The sequence below is a fragment of the Enterobacter sp. P82 genome (assembly GCF_037053385.1).
In the GTDB taxonomy this organism is placed as follows: Bacteria; Pseudomonadota; Gammaproteobacteria; order Enterobacterales; family Enterobacteriaceae; genus Enterobacter.
Genome location: NZ_JBALHX010000001.1, coordinates 2,467,897 through 2,484,438, shown reverse-complemented (window position 1 = coordinate 2,484,438; position 16,542 = coordinate 2,467,897). Strand labels below are relative to the sequence as shown.

Annotated in this window: 14 protein-coding genes and 1 other annotated feature; of the genes, 6 read left to right on the top strand and 8 right to left on the bottom strand. The window is 53.0% G+C overall.

Annotated elements, in window-relative coordinates:
• The first annotated feature begins 85 nt into the window (after positions 1-85).
• Positions 86-1,546: a MocR-like pyridoxine biosynthesis transcription factor PdxR gene (gene pdxR / locus WB237_RS11895; RefSeq protein ID WP_336213206.1), complete on the top strand. Its 1,461-nt coding sequence runs from the start codon at positions 86-88 to the stop codon at positions 1,544-1,546.
• Here the strand turns inward: pdxR and WB237_RS11890 are convergent.
• From WB237_RS11890 to acrA, 6 genes are all read right to left on the bottom strand, one after another.
• The gene (locus tag WB237_RS11890; protein ID WP_336213204.1) at positions 1,518-1,985 is read right to left on the bottom strand and encodes a YlaC family protein; all 468 of its coding nucleotides are present in this window, start codon (positions 1,983-1,985) and stop codon (positions 1,518-1,520) included. The two genes, pdxR and WB237_RS11890, sit on opposite strands and share 29 nt — an antisense overlap.
• Before the next feature lie 117 nt (positions 1,986-2,102).
• The gene (maa, locus tag WB237_RS11885; RefSeq protein WP_336213202.1) at positions 2,103-2,654 is read right to left on the bottom strand and encodes a maltose O-acetyltransferase; all 552 of its coding nucleotides are present in this window, start codon (positions 2,652-2,654) and stop codon (positions 2,103-2,105) included.
• A 209-nt stretch (positions 2,655-2,863) separates the two neighbouring features.
• Positions 2,864-3,082, bottom strand: coding sequence for an HHA domain-containing protein (locus WB237_RS11880; RefSeq protein WP_008499287.1), 219 nt, complete (start codon positions 3,080-3,082; stop codon positions 2,864-2,866).
• A gap of 27 nt (positions 3,083-3,109) precedes the next feature.
• Positions 3,110-3,484 carry an Hha toxicity modulator TomB gene (tomB, locus tag WB237_RS11875; RefSeq protein ID WP_008499288.1) on the bottom strand — a complete coding sequence of 125 codons (375 nt, stop codon included), beginning with the start codon at positions 3,482-3,484 and terminating at the stop codon, positions 3,110-3,112.
• 512 nt (positions 3,485-3,996) lie between these two features.
• On the bottom strand, positions 3,997-7,143 hold the full coding sequence (gene acrB / locus WB237_RS11870; RefSeq protein ID WP_336213198.1) for a multidrug efflux RND transporter permease subunit AcrB: 3,147 nt from the start codon (positions 7,141-7,143) through the stop codon (positions 3,997-3,999).
• A 22-nt stretch (positions 7,144-7,165) separates the two neighbouring features.
• Entirely contained in the window at positions 7,166-8,359 is a 1,194-nt protein-coding gene (acrA, locus tag WB237_RS11865) for a multidrug efflux RND transporter periplasmic adaptor subunit AcrA (RefSeq protein ID WP_114977962.1), read from the bottom strand.
• Positions 8,360-8,500: 141 nt separating this feature from the next.
• On the opposite strand from acrA, the gene acrR reads away from it, so the two are divergent.
• Both acrR and mscK read left to right on the top strand, forming a co-directional pair.
• Positions 8,501-9,154 (top strand): multidrug efflux transporter transcriptional repressor AcrR, encoded by a 654-nt coding sequence (gene acrR, locus WB237_RS11860; protein ID WP_129996549.1) that lies wholly within the window; start codon positions 8,501-8,503, stop codon positions 9,152-9,154.
• A 113-nt stretch (positions 9,155-9,267) separates the two neighbouring features.
• A complete protein-coding gene (gene mscK, locus WB237_RS11855; protein ID WP_336213573.1) occupies positions 9,268-12,615 on the top strand; it encodes a mechanosensitive channel MscK in 3,348 nt (1,115 codons plus the stop codon).
• Here the strand turns inward: mscK and rsmS are convergent.
• Together rsmS and priC are read right to left on the bottom strand one after the other, a co-directional pair.
• Positions 12,612-12,803, bottom strand: a complete 192-nt coding sequence (rsmS, locus tag WB237_RS11850) for a pleiotropic regulatory protein RsmS (protein ID WP_114977964.1) — start codon at positions 12,801-12,803, stop codon at positions 12,612-12,614. The two genes, mscK and rsmS, sit on opposite strands and share 4 nt — an antisense overlap.
• A 14-nt stretch (positions 12,804-12,817) precedes the next feature.
• A complete protein-coding gene (gene priC / locus WB237_RS11845) occupies positions 12,818-13,345 on the bottom strand; it encodes a primosomal replication protein N'' (protein ID WP_336213193.1) in 528 nt (175 codons plus the stop codon).
• Between the two features lie 50 nt (positions 13,346-13,395).
• On the opposite strand from priC, the gene WB237_RS11840 reads away from it, so the two are divergent.
• From WB237_RS11840 to dnaX, 3 genes are all read left to right on the top strand, one after another.
• Positions 13,396-13,773 (top strand): DUF454 family protein, encoded by a 378-nt coding sequence (locus tag WB237_RS11840; RefSeq protein ID WP_013095896.1) that lies wholly within the window; start codon positions 13,396-13,398, stop codon positions 13,771-13,773.
• Between the two features lie 151 nt (positions 13,774-13,924).
• Positions 13,925-14,476 carry an adenine phosphoribosyltransferase gene (apt, locus tag WB237_RS11835; RefSeq protein ID WP_028017607.1) on the top strand — a complete coding sequence of 184 codons (552 nt, stop codon included), beginning with the start codon at positions 13,925-13,927 and terminating at the stop codon, positions 14,474-14,476.
• Positions 14,477-14,564: 88 nt separating this feature from the next.
• The gene (dnaX, locus tag WB237_RS11830; RefSeq protein WP_336213189.1) at positions 14,565-16,490 is read left to right on the top strand and encodes a DNA polymerase III subunit gamma/tau; all 1,926 of its coding nucleotides are present in this window, start codon (positions 14,565-14,567) and stop codon (positions 16,488-16,490) included.
• Positions 15,820-15,884: a sequence feature (DnaX frameshifting element), on the top strand. Its footprint overlaps the gene before it by 65 nt.
• Positions 16,491-16,542: the final 52 nt, after the last annotated feature.

Sequence of the window (16,542 nt, the reverse complement as noted above, 5' to 3'; positions counted from 1 at the left end):
TTGAAAAGAGTTCCAGATTAGTGAGTTACTGGTTCCATAAAAAGAACCACTCGGCTATGTTTTGGTGGTACCAGCAGGAGGTGGGATGAATATACCGGGTGATGAATTTTATACGTTGCTCAATGCTGCTCTGAAAGTTCGTGGGGAAGAGACGCTTCAACGTACGCTCTATCTAACATTGCGGGAGGCCATACTGTGCGGCAGGTTACAGTCTGGCTGCCAGCTTGCGGGTTCGCGAACGCTGGCGCATCAACTTTCTCTTTCGCGGAACACCGTGAATGCAGCGCTGGAGCAACTCACGCTCGAAGGATATTTACTGCGTAACCGCCAGGGAACGCGTGTGGCACAGCTAGCTCACCGTTCTGTCGCTCAGGCATTACCGGACGCTGTCATCACGCTCGCAAAGCGCGTCTCCTTGTTACCTGCACCAGTGGCCCGGGATACACCGGTTATGGCGTTCACCCCCGGGACGCCTGCCATCAACTATTTTCCTCTACCGCTGTGGCGACGCTTGTACGATCGCGTATTACGGGAGGAGGGAAGTAGTTTGTTGGGGTATGGTTCTCCTGCCGGGGAGCCGTCGCTGCGGGCGGCTATCGCCCGTCATCTTGCCCTGTCTCGCGGCATTGACTGCGACGCCAGCCAGATTGTAATAACGGAAGGTGCTCTTGAGGGCGTCAATCTTTGTACGATGCTGCTGAGCGAGCAGGGGGATGTTGCCTGGGTGGAAAATCCCGGATATAGCGGGGCAAAAAGTGCCTTTGTGAAAAATGGTTTGAGGATGACGGGAATACCTGTCGATGACGAGGGAATGTACTGGGAAGGGTTGGATGTTTCTTCCCCCTCGCTTATTTTCACCTCCCCTTCGCATCAGTTCCCTTACGGAAGCGTACTCAGCGCGCGACGGCGTCTGGCATTGCTGGAACTTGCCCGGAAACATAATGCCTGGATTATTGAGGATGATTACGACAGTGAGTTCCGTTACACCGGTGAGCCCGTACCGGCAATGTTGGGAATGGTAACGAACGCCCCTGTTGTCTATCTGGGGACATTCAGCAAAACGCTGTTTCCGTCGCTCAGAATGGGGTTCATGGTGTTACCCCCGGCGCTGGCAAATGCGGTTCATCCGGCCATTGGTGCACTGTTACGCGGTGGGCACCGTGCTGAACAGCGTACTCTGGCGCTGTTTATTGAAGAAGGCCATTATGCCCGTCATTTAGCCGCCATGCGTCGGCTCTATCGTAAACGTTACCGCCAGTTGCGGGAGGCGCTGAGCGCGGAGCTTCATACTCCGCATCGCATTCTTGCTGGCGAGGGCGGAATGCATCTGACGCTGGCGATAGAAGGGATTGATGACCAGAAGCTGGTGGAGCAGGCGAGGGCGTTTCAGCTTGCCCCCGCTGCATTGAGCGGATATTACCTGGAGAAGAAGCAGGGGCAAGCCGGTCTGGTATTAGGTTACGGCAATACCTCTGCTTCTCAGTTTGTGCCGGGGATCCGACGCCTGCAGGCGTTAATTACGCAGCAACAGGGCGAGAAAGGGTAAAGACATCGTAGAAAGAAAGCTGACCTTTGGTAGAGATCATTTTCTGTAGCTTCTCTTTTTGCACGTTTTCGACAGCCGGAGAGTGCATGATGCTGTCGATCAGCTCCGTTGGTACGTAACGGGTGTTGTACCATTCGCCGTTGTAGCAGACCCGAAAATCGAGTACGTCGATATCTTCGTAGCGGTAGCGGGGATTCACGTCGAAAAAGAAAAAGGCGTTAAATACAACAAACAGCACAACGAGCAGCCAGACGGAATCCACCAGCGTTTCGGATTTCAGCATTACAATAAGCGTCGCCAGCCAGGCGGCATACATTGCGACAAACAGTCCGGGATGTTTGCGGATAAAGCTAATGCTAAAGCGCGGGCGATTGTCGCGCTTTTCGCGGAGGTTAAGATCGTCGATGGTGGCAGTGAGCAGGCGCTGTATCTCGGTCATTTTTTGCCTTCATGAGAGTTGACAATACAGGGGATCTGCCAATTTTAGGGGAGCCATTTGGTTGAAAAAAGTAACAGTATGGCGCTAAAAGACCATAACAGTTGACTCCCCGCAGCCTTACAGTTTTTTGATGATTTTTGCCGGGTTACCGCCAACGACGACATTGGTCGGGACGTCTTTCGTCACGACAGCGCCGGAGGCCACCACCACATTATCGCCAATGGTTACGCCGGGATTAATGACCGCACGTCCGCCAATCCAGACATTGTTACCAATACTCACGGGCTTGCCAAATTCCACGCCGCTATTGCGTTCCTCGGCGTCCAGTGGATGGGTTGCCGTATAAATATGAACACCCGGCGCGAGCATGCAGTTATCACCTATGTGAATAGGGCACACATCGAGCATCACGCAATCGAAGTTAGCGTAAAAGTCTTTACCCAGATAAATGTTATATCCGTAGTCGCATCGGAAGCTCGGTTCAATATAAGCCCCTTCGCTTTTCCCCAGAAGTTCCGCCAGAATGTTCTGGCGTTCTGTTTTTTCATCAGGTGCGGTGTGGTTATAGCGATGAACCAGATGGCGGGCTCTCAGTCGGTCGGTCCGCAATGTCTCATCACCGGGGCGGTAAGGTTCACCTGCTATCATCTTCTGTTTTTCAATGCTCATCCTGGAAACCTCTCTGAACGTAGTTACCGCAGGGTAATCTTAACCGTTTGGAACGGGAACGTTCCCTGGTGGCTGATGTGACTATTGTCACAACATTGTTGCTGATGAGCACGTTTTACACGGAGGCCTGCTTTTGCACAGGAAGCATAACGGGATAGGTGAATACAGTTCAGAACGTGGCGTAGAACTCTACAGACACACTTCAAAGATTAACGGACAAATTTCCATACAGAAGTAGGAATTTTGTCATACAACTTATTCATCGTCAGCTCGGCAAGACGATGGTCAGCAGCTGAATAAAATACCGCCAGTTCATTATCAGAAAGCTCGTATTTATTCTTTTCAATGACACGTTCGAGTGTGTCAATTGATTGACAACGTCGTAAACGCATCAAATAATCGATTTTTGTAAGTGGTTTATCAGACATAAATTCACCTTAGTAATTGTAATAATTTTAACAGGAAAGACTAACCGGGTTAGCTCTGCTCACGTTGACGAAACAGCGGAATAGCCGGTTTCCCGATTTACGCCATTTTTGCAAATCCTGGGCGTTAATGCCGTAACTGCTGAACAACATAAAGGTGTCATCCAGGTATTCATCAATTTGCTCAATGAGCTTATTATCTTCATTGTACTTAATTTTATAATTAAGTGCGAAGGTTGCGATATGCTCTATCAGCTCATTCAACTGTAAATTGATGGCAGACGTTGGGTCGTTCACCCAACCATGGTTACTTTCATCAAGATTGGCAAGGCAGTCATGGTACAAGGATTCGCAGAGAAATTTCAACTGCGCGATATCATGCCTTTTTGGCGAGTACTCGTCCATAGCGCATCCCCTTCTGAGTGATTTCTTACTCACCGAACAACATTGTCGGGATGGATACAACATACTTAGCCGCACGGGTGCTGTGTTCCTGATATCTCTAACTATAAGCCACTCCATTCAAGATTTCACCGCGCTATTACGAAAAATTACAAATAAAACCGCAGACTGCGAGCGTTTACGCAAATGTTTGTCCGGAACTGAACATTTTTCTCTAAATTAACAATAATTTTTTTTCGCTCCCTTACGTTTCATTGGTTTAGCTTAAACGATGGGAAGACGTCCTGGTCCTGAGTTCTGTTTGTTTGGACTTGCTGTTAGGAATATTCCTAATAGCTTAAGCGTGGAAATGAAATTAAAAAAATCACGAATTCACCGATTAAGTTATCAGTTAATTATGATATGTCTAATAAACATGGCAGGAAATAAATGGAAGCACAATAAGCGTATTTTATGATTTTTTCAGAAAATGAAAAAGGCCGCTAATGCGGCCTTTTTATCATGTGAAACCGGTATCAGTGATGCTCTACTGAATGACTGTGTTCAACATCTTCATTCTTACGACTGAAGCGGCGGCGAACCACCACGAAGAACACCGGTACGAAGAAGATGGCGAGAATGGTCGCGGTAACCATACCACCCATTACACCTGTACCTACTGCGTTCTGCGCACCGGAGCCAGCACCAGAGCTGATAACCAGTGGCATAACGCCGAGGATAAACGCCAGCGACGTCATCAGGATTGGACGCAGACGCATACGAACCGCTTCCAGCGTCGCCTCAATCAGGCCTTTACCTTCTTTCTCCATCAGGTCTTTGGCGAATTCCACGATAAGTATCGCGTTCTTCGCCGACAAGCCAATGGTTGTCAGCAGGCCTACCTGGAAGTACACGTCGTTGGTCAGGCCACGGAAGGTTGCGGCAAGCAGTGCACCGATAACCCCCAGCGGAACCACCAGCATGACGGAGAACGGAATCGACCAGCTCTCGTACAGTGCTGCCAGACACAGGAAGACCACAATCAGTGAAATGGCGTACAGGGCAGGGGCCTGGTTACCGGACAGACGTTCCTGATAGGACATACCGGTCCAGTCGTAGCCAATTCCCGACGGCAGCTTTCTCGCCAGTTGCTCCATCATCGCCATCGCTTCACCTGTGCTTCGACCCGGTGCAGCCTGACCCAGAATTTCCATGGATGGCAGACCGTTATAGCGCTCCAGACGCGGTGAACCGTATTCCCAGCGTGAAGTTGAGAACGCCGAGAACGGTACCATCTGACCGTTACTACCGCGCACGTACCAGTTATTGATATCGTTCGGCAACATACGGTATTGAGCTTCTGACATCACGTACACTTTCTTCACACGACCACGGTCGATGAAGTCGTTGACGTAGCTACCGCCCCAGGCTGCACCCAGAGTGGTATTGATGTCACTGATGGAAACACCCAGGGCCTGAGCTTTCTCCTGATCGATATCGATCTTGTACTGAGGCGTATCTTCCAGGCCGTTAGGACGCACGCCAACCAGCAGGTCAGGGTGTTTCGCCACTTCGCCGAACAGTTGGTTACGTGCCTGCGTCAGTTTTTCGTGACCCAGCCCCCCCTGGTCAATCAGCTGGAAGTCGAAACCAGTCGCCGTACCCAGCTCAACAATCGCAGGCAGGTTGAAGGCGAAGACCATTGCATCTTTGATCTGCGAGAACGTGCCCATTGCACGGCCAGTAATCGCCTCGACCTTGTTTTCCTTACCTGGACGTTCAGACCAGTCTTTCAGGGACACGAAGGCAATACCGGTGTTCTGACCTCGACCCGCAAAACCGAAGCCGTTAACCGCAAACACGGATTCAACGTTGTCTTTCTCTTTGGTGAGGTAGTAGTCGGTCATCTCATCCAGCACTTTCTGGGTACGTTCTTGTGTCGCCCCCGCCGGAAGCTGAGCCATACTCAGGAACACGCCCTGGTCTTCATCTGGCAGGAACGAACTTGGCAGACGAACGAACAGATAGGCCATGCCCACCACGATGATGATATAGAGCAGCAAATAACGACCGGTGCTGCGCAGGATGTTGCCCACGCTGTCGGTGTAGTGGTGCGTACTCTTATCAAACATGCGGTTAAACCAGCCGAAGAAGCCTTTGTGCTCGCCGTGTCCGCCTTTCTGAATTGGCTTCAGCATGGTGGCACACAGTGCAGGTGTCAGGATCAACGCAACCAGTACCGACAGCGCCATTGCAGAAACAATGGTAATCGAGAACTGACGATAAATCGCACCGGTAGACCCCCCGAAGAACGCCATCGGGATAAATACCGCCGACAGTACCATCGCGATACCGACCAACGCGCCCTGGATCTGGCCCATTGATTTACGGGTGGCTTCCTTCGGCGGCAGACCTTCCTCCGCCATTACACGCTCGACGTTCTCTACTACCACGATGGCGTCATCCACCAGCAAGCCGATGGCGAGCACCATCCCGAACATCGTCAGGGTGTTTATCGAATAACCGAATATTGACAGGATGGCAAAGGTACCGAGCAATACGACCGGAACGGCGATGGTTGGAATCAACGTCGCACGGAAGTTTTGCAGGAACAGATACATCACCAGGAATACCAGGATGATCGCTTCTACCAGAGTTTTAACCACTTCGTGAATCGAGATTTTAACGAATGGCGTGGTGTCGTACGGGTAGACAATTTTCAGGCCTGAAGGGAAGTACGGTTCCATCTTCTTCAGTTCTGCGCGGATCGCATTTGCCGTATCCAGGGCGTTAGCGCCTGTTGCCAGCTTAATACCCAGACCGGATGCCGGTTTGCCGTTGTACTTCGCGATGATGTCGTAGTTCTCGCCACCCAGCTCCACTTTTGCCACGTCGCGCAGGCGAACCTGCGAACCGTCCTGATTCACTTTCAGCAGGATCTTGCTGAACTCATCGGCAGAGGTCAGACGCGTTTGCGCAATGATCGACGCGTTAAGTTGCTGGCCTTTCACCGGCGGCGTACCACCTAACTGACCGGCAGCAACCTGGGCGTTCTGAGCTTTGATTGCACTGATTACATCAACCGGCGTCAGCTGGAAGTTGTTCAGTTTGTTCGGGTCCATCCAGATACGCATCGCGTACTGAGAACCGAACAGCTGCACGTCACCTACACCAGAAGTACGGCTAATGGCGTCCTTCATGTTGGCGCCCACGTAGTCGGAAATATCCTCCTGCGTCATGGTGCCGTTGGTGTTGATAACGCCGACAACCATCAGGAAGCTACTGGACGATTTCTCGACGCTCACACCCTGTTGTTGTACTTCCTGCGGCAGCAGCGGCATCGCCAGTTGCAGCTTGTTCTGCACCTGAACCTGCGCGATATCAGCATCAGTACCTGACTGGAAGGTCAGGGTGATCTGTACCGTACCGGTGGAGTCACTGTTTGAGGACATGTACATCAGGTTATCGATACCGTTCATGTTCTGTTCGATAACCTGAGTGACAGTGTCCTGCACTGTTTTCGCATCAGCCCCTGGGTAGGTCGCGGAAATTGTTACCGCCGGTGGCGCAATGGTCGGATATTGCGCGACAGGCAGCTTCAGGATCGCAAGTCCCCCAGCCAACATGATGATTATGGCGATCACCCACGCAAATATGGGGCGATCGATAAAGAAATTAGGCATGTCTTAACGGCTCCTGTTTAAGTTAAGACTTGGTTTGTTCTGACTGCCCAGCGGCCGAAGCTTGTTGTTTATCGTCAGATTTCACTTCCTGTGCTTTGACCTGCGCGCCAGGACGAACTTTTTGCAAACCAGTAATAATCACGCGATCGCCTTCTTTCAGGCCTTCCGTCACCAGCCATTTATCGCCAATCGCCTGTGTTGCCGTGATATTACGCGTTTCGACTTTGTCATCAGCCCCGACAACCAGTGCGCTCGCATCCCCGCGTGGTGTACGGGTCACACCCTGCTGTGGAACCAGAAGTGCGGTTGGATTGGTCCCTTCTTCCAGACGTGCGCGAACAAACATACCTGGCAGCAGATTTTTGTCAGGGTTCGGGAAAATCGCACGTAAGGTGATGGAACCGGTGGTCTGGTCGACCGTCACGTCAGAGAATTCCAGCGTACCTTCCTGCGGGAACTTGATACCATCATTCGTCACCAGCTCCACTTTGGCTTTGCCGTTTTCCTGCTTCAGGGTGCCGTTAGCCAGCTCTTGTTTCAGGCGCAGGAAATCGTTGCTCGACTGCGTCACGTCGACGTAGATAGGATCAAGCTGCTGCACGGTAGCCAGCGCAGAAGCCTGACCGTTCTGTACCAGTGCACCTTCCGTAACGGAAGATTTACCAATACGACCGCTAATCGGAGAGGTCACTTTGGTATAGGCCAGATTAATGCGGGCGGTTTCGACTGCTGCTTTCGCTGCCACTACGGCCGCGTTAGCCTGCTGTGCATCTGCCAGGGCAGTATCGTAATCCTGTTGACTGATGTACTTGGTACCGAGCAGTTTTTGGTAGCGGTTCAGCGTCAACTGGGCGATTTTGGCTGCGGCTTGTGCTTTCGCCAGGTCGCCTTTGGCGCTTTCATAAGATGCCTGATAGGTTGCCGGATCAATCTGATACAGAGACTCACCCGCTTTAACATCCCCGCCTTCGGTAAAGTTACGTTTCAGGATAATGCCACTCACCTGAGGACGAACTTCCGCAATGCGATATGCATTTGTACGGCCGGGTAATTCTGTAGTGATTTGAAGAGGTTCGGATTTGAGCGTCACAACGCCAACTTCTGGCATCTGCTGAGCTCCTTGTTGAGCCTGTTTATTGTCACATCCTGTAAGCGCTAAGCTGCCTGAGAGCATCAGAACGACCGCCAGAGGCGTTAACCCTCTGTTTTTGTTCATATGTAAACCTCTAGTGTCCGATTTCAAATTGATCAATGGTCCTGAGTCCAAAAACCCATTGCTGCGTTTATATTATCGTCATGCTATGGTACATACATTCACAAATGTATGTAAATCTGACTCCTGTAAATTCACCCACCTATGGCACGAAAAACTAAACAACAAGCGCTGGAAACCCGACAACACATTCTGGATGTGGCAATGCGTTTGTTCTCTCAGCAGGGTGTTTCATCAACCTCGCTGGCACAGATTGCTCAGGCCGCAGGTGTCACGCGGGGAGCGATTTACTGGCATTTTAAAGACAAGTCAGATCTGTTCAGTGAAATCTGGGAGCTTTCAGAGTCCAGCATTAGCGATCTCGAGAGTGAGTATCGGGCAAAATTCCCTGACGATCCACTCTCAGTATTGAGAGAAATATTAGTATATATCCTTGAAGCGACAGTCGTTGAAGAACGTCGCAGGTTAATGATGGAAATTATTTTCCATAAATGCGAGTTCGTGGGCGAGATGGCGGTGGTGCAAGAGGCGCAACGCAGCCTCAGCCTGGAGAGCTATGATCGTATTGAACAGAACCTGAGCCTGTGTATGCAGGCAAAGCTGTTACCGGCCAACCTGATGACCCGTCGGGCAGCTATCCTGATGCGCAGCTACATTTCAGGCCTGATGGAAAACTGGCTTTTTGCGCCGCAATCCTTTGACCTCAAAGAGGAAGCCCGCAGCTATGTGGCGATTTTACTGGAAATGCTACAGCTCTGCCCCACGCTGCGCAGCGACGCACCTTCACTAACAGCCTGATCCCTTTTCAGGATTTATCTGAGAGGATAACGTTCTCGCTATTCTGCTTCCGGCGAGCGTGATATTCTTCACGCCGGACTATTTTCGGTCATCTTCTGACATCATTCATGACTATGCTGCCCATCAATCGCTCGCAACATCCTGTTTTTGCATTGCTCCTTGCGATGCTGTTTTTCTTCGCCACGGCACCGCTTTCCTGGGCCCGTGCCGATAACAGCAATGATATCCCCTCGCGCGCTGATGTTCAGTCGCAACTCGACACCCTGAACAAACAGAAAGAGCTCTCTCCTCAGGAGAAGCTTATCCAGCAGGATCTGACGGAAACGCTGGAAACGTATGATAAAATTGAGCGTGTCAAAGCTGAAACCGCACAACTGCGTCAGAAGGTGGCCCAGGCTCCTGACAATATGCGCAAGGCAACGGATGCGCTGAATGCCCTGAGTGACGTCGATAACGACGATGAAACACGTAAAACACTCGCGACCCTTTCGTTACGTCAGCTGGAGTCGCGCGTCTCGCAATCACTTGACGATCTGCAAACCGCACAGTCCGATCTCGCAACGTATAATAGCCAACTTGTCTCACTGCAGACTCAGCCTGAGCGCGTGCAAAATGCGATGTACGCCGCGTCCCAACAGTTGCAGCAGATCCGCAATCGCCTGAATGGCACGACGGTGGGAGAGGGCACTTTACGCCCGACGCAGCAAACTCTGCTACTGGTTCAGCAAACATTACTCAATGCGCAAATCGAACAGCAGCGTAAAAGCCTGGAAGGGAATACGCTGCTGCAGGATACGCTCCAGAAACAGCGTGATTACGTCACCGCGAATATTAATCGCCTGGAACACCAGCTCCAGTTGTTGCAGGAGGCGGTTAACAGTAAACGCCTGACGCTGACAGAAAAAACGGCCCAGGAGGCAGTATCACCCGACGAAACCGCTCGTATTCAGGCGAACCCACTGGTGAAACAGGAGCTCGAGGCTAACCATCAGCTCAGCCAGCGTCTGATACAGGCGACAGAAAGCGGTAACTCGCTGGTTCAGCAAAATATCAAAGTGAAAAACTGGCTGGACCGTGCGCTGCAGGCTGAACGCAACATTAAAGAGCAGATTGCGGTTCTGAAAGGCAGCCTCCTCCTGTCGCGTATTCTCTACCAGCAGCAGCAGACGCTCCCGTCCGCCGATGAACTGGAGGATATGACCAATCGTATCGCGGATTTGCGTCTGGAGCAGTTTGATGTCAACCAGCAGCGAGATGCCCTTTTCCAGAGCGATACCTTCGTCGCAAAAATTGAAGAAGGCCATTCCAGTGACGTGAACCCGGAGGTGCACGATGCGCTACTTCAGGTAGTGGATATGCGTCGCGAACTGCTGGACCAGCTCAACAAACAGCTGGGGAACCAGTTGATGATGGCCATTAACCTGCAGATCAACCAGCAGCAGCTGGTAAGCGTTTCGAAAAGTCTGCAGGAAATTTTGACGCAGCAGATTTTCTGGGTAAACAGCAACAAGCCAATGGACTGGGACTGGATTAAATCCTTCCCTGAGACGCTGAAAACGCAGATCAAGAGTATGAAAATCACCGTGAACTGGGAGAAAGCCTGGCCTGCGGTGATGATTGCCTTCCTGGCGGGGTTACCGCTACTGCTGATTGCCGGTCTGATCCGCTGGCGTCTGGGTTGGCTGAAAAAGTACCAGGCGAAACTGGCATCCGAAGTGGGACAACTGCGCAACGATAGCCAGCTCAATACGCCGAAAGCGATTCTGATTGATCTCATTCGTGCCCTGCCGGTATGCCTGATTATCCTGGCGGTAGGTCTGATTCTGCTCACGATGCAGCTCAACGTCAGCGATCTGCTGTGGGCATTCAGTAAGAAACTGGCGCTGTTCTGGCTGGTGTTTGGTCTGTGCTGGAAGGTACTGGAAAAAGACGGCGTGGCAGTGCGCCATTTCAACATGCCTGCGCAACTGACCAGCCACTGGCGTCGTCAGATTGTGCGTATCAGCCTGGCCCTTCTGCCGCTGCACTTCTGGTCGGTTGTCTCTGAACTTTCTCCGCTGCATCTGATGGACGATGTGCTGGGGCAACTGGTTATTCTGCTGAACCTGCTGCTGATTGCCATTCTGATGTGGCCGATGTGCCGCGATAGCTGGCGTGATAAAGAGTCCCACAATATTCGTCTGGCCACGGTAACTGTGCTGGCGATTATTCCGCTGGCGCTGATGGTGCTCACGGCAACGGGCTACTTCTACACCACGCTGCGTCTGTCTGGTCGCTGGATTGAAACGGTTTATCTGGTGATCATCTGGAACCTGCTCTATCAGACCGTTCTGCGAGGTTTGAGTGTTGCGGCCCGTCGTATCGCCTATCGCCGTGCCATTGCGCGTCGTCAACATCAGGTAAAAGAGGGCGCGGAAGGGGCGGAGCCACAGGAAGAGCCGACCATCGCCCTGGAGCAGGTCAACCAGCAGACGCTGCGTATCACCATGCTGGTGATGGTCGCTCTGTTTGCGGTAATGTTCTGGGCTATCTGGTCTGATTTAATTACCGTCTTCGCCTATCTGGACAGTATCACCCTCTGGCAATACAACGGTACCGAAGCTGGTGCTGCGGTCATGAAGAGCGTTACCATGGGCAGCCTGTTGTTTGCTGTGGTGTCGTCAATGGTGGCCTGGGCGCTGATTCGCAACCTGCCAGGTCTGCTGGAAGTACTGGTGCTGTCACGCCTGAACCTGCGTCAGGGGGCGTCCTATGCCATTACTACCATCCTCAACTACGTCATTATTATTGTCGGGGCGATGACGGTCTTTGGCTCGCTGGGTGTCTCGTGGGATAAACTCCAGTGGCTGGCTGCGGCTCTCTCGGTAGGTCTTGGTTTTGGCTTGCAGGAGATCTTCGGTAACTTCGTTTCTGGTCTGATCATCCTGTTCGAACGTCCAGTTCGTATCGGCGATACCGTCACCATCGGCACGTTCTCCGGTACGGTCAGCAAGATCCGTATTCGTGCGACCACCATTACCGACTTTGATCGCAAAGAGGTGATCATCCCGAACAAAGCATTCGTGACCGAGCGCCTGATCAACTGGTCACTTTCAGACACCGTGACGCGCGTAGTGATCCGCCTCGGCGTTGCCTACGGTTCGGATCTGGATAAGGTAAAAGAGGTTCTGCTGCAGGCGGCGTCTGAACATCCGAAAGTGATGCATGACCCAGCCCCGGCGGTCTTCTTCACTACCTTTGGGCCGAGTACGCTGGATCACGAGCTGCGTTTATATGTGCGTGAGCTTCGCGATCGCAGCTACACCGTGGATGAGCTGAACCGCTCTATCGATCGGCTGTGCCGCGAGAACGATATTAATATCGCCTTCAACCAGCTTGAAGTTCACCTGCGTAATGAAAAAGGTGATGAGCATACGGAAGTGAAGCGTGAGATTAAGGGTGACGATCCGACACCGGCCTAATCTATATTCCCTCTCCCTCCGGGGGAGGGGCAGGGTGAGGGCAATACAGCCTTCACCTTACCCTCAAAATCTCTTCGCACAATCTCCAGCGCCTTAAGCACGGTTTCTGCGGGGATTTCATGATTCTCCAGCAACATAATCAAATCAACGGCCAGTTTGACCTCATCGGGTGCATTTTCCAGTGACATTTATATGGCTCCTGTTAACGGGTCAAACGGGCAATAACGCGTTCAATCTCATCCAGCGCCTGACGGCAGCGGACGAGGCGACCTTCCACTGCGCTAATCTCGCGCATTAATAGTTGCTGCTCTTCCAGCGTTTCACTGTTGTTCAGGCGTGCTTCCCGCTCGCGCTTCATCTCAAACAACCGGCGTTCAAACTCCTGGTTCTCCAGCCGCTTACGCTGCCATTTGTTGAGCCCCGGTGATGCACCGTCCCAGGCACGTAGCGTCCAGGTGGCGATTTCCCGGTGCAGGGCGGTGATTTGCCCGCTGAGATGCTCTGCAAGCCAGGCCACTTGCTGCGTCTGCCCGTGCTCAACCGCGTGGCGAAGCTCATCAAGATGGGCCTGGGCTTCAGCAATATAATCCTGAATGAGCGTGCTTCGGGTGCGAAAAAGTTGCCGGTCAAAGCGTGGCTTCAGCGTGGCGTGCCCCATCAGAGGGGTGGCCTCTGCTCGCAGGGTGGTCAGCTGTTTTTGCAGCATCTCCAGAAGCAAGGCTGTTTTCAAGGCGCTCTCCAGTGGTAAAGTAGCCGTTCAGTTTGATAACGATTCGCATTATGCAGCGTACTATTTTAATCATCATTGGCTGGCTCGCGGTAGTGCTTGGCACATTAGGTGTGGTTTTACCTTTGCTGCCGACCACGCCGTTTATCCTGCTGGCGGCCTGGTGCTTCGCCCGCTCATCGCCGCGTTTTCACCACTGGCTGCTGTATCGCTCATGGTTTGGTGGCTATCTGCGCCACTGGCAAAAACACCGGGCCATGCCGCCCGGAGCTAAACCGCGCGCGATCGCGGTGATCCTCATCACCTTCGCTATTTCATTATGGCTGGTGAAAATGATGTGGGTGCGGATCCTGTTGCTGGTGATCCTGACTTGCCTGCTCATCTTTATGTGGCGAATCCCGGTGGTTGATGAAAAGCAACAAAAGCACTGACGCCTTATAATGTCTGTTGCAATTATCTCGCACAGCCAGTAAATTCGACCGTTTTCGAGCACAGGTGCGCCTGGTTAAAGGTTAAGCAATTGTTATCTTTACCGACTCGTTGCGCGCTGTGAGTAACACTGTTTCATTTAGGCACAAACCGATGACCGCAACTGCACAGCAGCTTGAATATCTGAAAAACAGCATCAAAAGTATCCAGGACTATCCAAAACCTGGCATTCTTTTCCGTGATGTCACCAGCTTGCTGGAAGACCCGAAAGCGTACGCGCTCAGCATTGAACTGCTGGTTGCGCGTTATAAAAACGCCGGGATCACCAAAGTAGTAGGTACCGAAGCCCGTGGCTTCCTGTTTGGCGCACCGGTTGCGCTGGCGTTGGGGGTGGGTTTTGTGCCGGTACGTAAACCGCGCAAACTGCCACGTGAAACCATCGCTGAAAGCTACGAGCTGGAATACGGCACCGATCAGCTGGAGATCCACGTTGATGCGATCGTCCCAGGCGACAAAGTGCTGGTGGTTGACGATCTGCTGGCAACCGGCGGCACCATCGAAGCGACCGTGAAGCTGATCCGTCGTCTGGGTGGTGAAGTGACCGATGCGGCATTCATCATCAACCTGTTCGATCTGGGCGGTGAACAGCGCCTGGAAAAACAGGGTATTACCAGCTACAGCCTGGTGCCATTCCCGGGTCACTGATCCCGATTTTCACAACCTCGCTCAATGGGTGAGGTTGTGATAGCATTCCCCTCCATAAATTCACCTTCCAGCGTTGCAGAGCCTGCCCATGAGTTATCAGGTGTTAGCCCGTAAGTGGCGACCACAAACCTTTGCTGACGTTGTCGGTCAGGAACATGTGCTGACGGCCCTGGCGAACGGCTTGTCGCTAGGTCGCATCCATCACGCCTATCTTTTCTCCGGCACCCGCGGCGTCGGCAAGACCTCTATTGCCCGTTTGCTGGCAAAAGGTCTGAACTGCGAAACCGGGATCACCGCCACGCCGTGTGGCGTATGCGATAACTGCCGGGAGATTGAGCAGGGGCGTTTTGTCGATCTGATCGAGATCGACGCCGCCTCACGCACGAAAGTTGAAGATACCCGCGATCTGCTCGACAACGTGCAGTATGCCCCGGCGCGTGGGCGCTTCAAGGTCTACCTGATCGATGAAGTGCATATGCTGTCGCGTCACAGCTTCAACGCCCTGCTGAAAACGCTGGAAGAACCGCCCGCGCATGTGAAATTCCTGCTGGCGACCACCGATCCGCAAAAGCTGCCGGTCACGATTTTATCGCGCTGCCTGCAGTTCCACCTGAAGGCGCTGGACGTTGAGCAGATCCGTGCGCAGCTTGAGCACATTCTTGATGAAGAGAAGATTGTCCACGAACCGCGTGCTCTGCAGCTTTTGGCTCGCGCGGCGGACGGCAGTCTGCGTGATGCGTTAAGTCTTACCGATCAGGCGATAGCCAGCGGTGACGGCAAGCTCTCGACCGATGCGGTCAGTACCATGCTTGGCACGCTGGATGATGATCAGGCGCTCTCCCTTATCGAAGCGATGATTGCCGCTAACGGCGAGCGTGTTATGTCGCAGGTCGATGCGGCCGCAGCCCGGGGTATTGAATGGGAAGGGCTGCTGGTCGAGATGCTCAGCCTGTTGCACCGCGTGGCGATGCTGCAGCTTTCACCGTCTGCCATTGGTGCGGATATGGCGGCTATCGAACAGCGGATGCGTGAACTTGCCCGCACCGTACCGCCTGCTGATGTTCAGCTTTACTACCAGACGCTGCTGATTGGCCGCAAAGAGTTACCGTTCGCGCCGGATCCGCGTATGGGCGTTGAAATGACGCTACTGCGCGCGCTGGCGTTCCACCCGCGTATGCCGTTACCGGAACCGGACGTGCCGCGACAATCCTTTGCTCCGGTCGCACCGACGGCGGTGATGTCACCGCAGCAGGTACCACCGCAGCCGACGCCGCAGCAGCAAAATGTGCCGCTGTCGGACGCCACCAGTTCGGTGCTTGCCGCGCGCAGCCAGTTGCAGCGTGCGCAGGGAGCAACCAAACCAAAAAAGAGTGAACCGGCAGCGCCTGCAAGAGCGCGGCCGGTTAACAACGCCGCGCTTGAACGACTGGCCTCGGTAACGGAGCGCGTACAGTCGCGTCCTGCACCGTCCGCGCTCGAGCAGAAAGCCCCGGTGAAAGAAGAGGCTTACCGCTGGAAGGCGACTACTATCATCGAAGAGGTGAAGGAAGAGGTCGCCACCCCGAAAGCGCTGAAAAAGGCGCTGGAGCATGAGAAAACGCCGGAGCTTTCCGCGAAGCTCGCCGAAGAGTCCATTGCGCGTGATGCCTGGGCCGCCGAAGTCAGTAAACTTCAGTTGCCGAAGCTGGTGGAGCAGGTCGCGCTGAATGCCTGGAAAGAGCAGGACGGCAATCAGGTGCGTTTACACCTGCGTCCTGGTCAACGACACCTGAATTCACCTGGCGCGCAAAAGGCGCTGGCTGAGGCGCTCACCGCATTACAGGGTTCGCCGGTTGAATTGACTATCATTGAAGATGATAATCCGGCAGTTAAAACGCCGCTGGAGTGGCGTCAGGCCATTTATGAAGAGAAACTCGCGCAGGCGCGCGAGGCGATTATTGCGGATAACAACATTCAGACCCTGCGCCGTTTCTTCGACGCCGATCTGGATGAAGAGAGTATTCGCCCCATTTGATCGTGAGTCTGACTTACGGTTGTAATCCTTAAACGTGAAAAAAGAGAGAAGC

Coding starts and splice junctions, on each gene's coding strand:
- acrR (WP_129996549.1), top strand. CDS start 8,501: ATGGCACGAAAAACTAAACAACAAGCGCTGGAAACCCGACAACACATT.
- dnaX (WP_336213189.1), top strand. CDS start 14,565: ATGAGTTATCAGGTGTTAGCCCGTAAGTGGCGACCACAAACCTTTGCT.
- WB237_RS11890 (WP_336213204.1), bottom strand. CDS start 1,985: ATGACCGAGATACAGCGCCTGCTCACTGCCACCATCGACGATCTTAAC.
- WB237_RS11880 (WP_008499287.1), bottom strand. CDS start 3,082: ATGTCTGATAAACCACTTACAAAAATCGATTATTTGATGCGTTTACGA.
- maa (WP_336213202.1), bottom strand. CDS start 2,654: ATGAGCATTGAAAAACAGAAGATGATAGCAGGTGAACCTTACCGCCCC.
- acrB (WP_336213198.1), bottom strand. CDS start 7,143: ATGCCTAATTTCTTTATCGATCGCCCCATATTTGCGTGGGTGATCGCC.
- WB237_RS11840 (WP_013095896.1), top strand. CDS start 13,396: ATGCAGCGTACTATTTTAATCATCATTGGCTGGCTCGCGGTAGTGCTT.
- rsmS (WP_114977964.1), bottom strand. CDS start 12,803: ATGTCACTGGAAAATGCACCCGATGAGGTCAAACTGGCCGTTGATTTG.
- tomB (WP_008499288.1), bottom strand. CDS start 3,484: ATGGACGAGTACTCGCCAAAAAGGCATGATATCGCGCAGTTGAAATTT.
- apt (WP_028017607.1), top strand. CDS start 13,925: ATGACCGCAACTGCACAGCAGCTTGAATATCTGAAAAACAGCATCAAA.
- mscK (WP_336213573.1), top strand. CDS start 9,268: ATGCTGCCCATCAATCGCTCGCAACATCCTGTTTTTGCATTGCTCCTT.
- acrA (WP_114977962.1), bottom strand. CDS start 8,359: ATGAACAAAAACAGAGGGTTAACGCCTCTGGCGGTCGTTCTGATGCTC.
- pdxR (WP_336213206.1), top strand. CDS start 86: ATGAATATACCGGGTGATGAATTTTATACGTTGCTCAATGCTGCTCTG.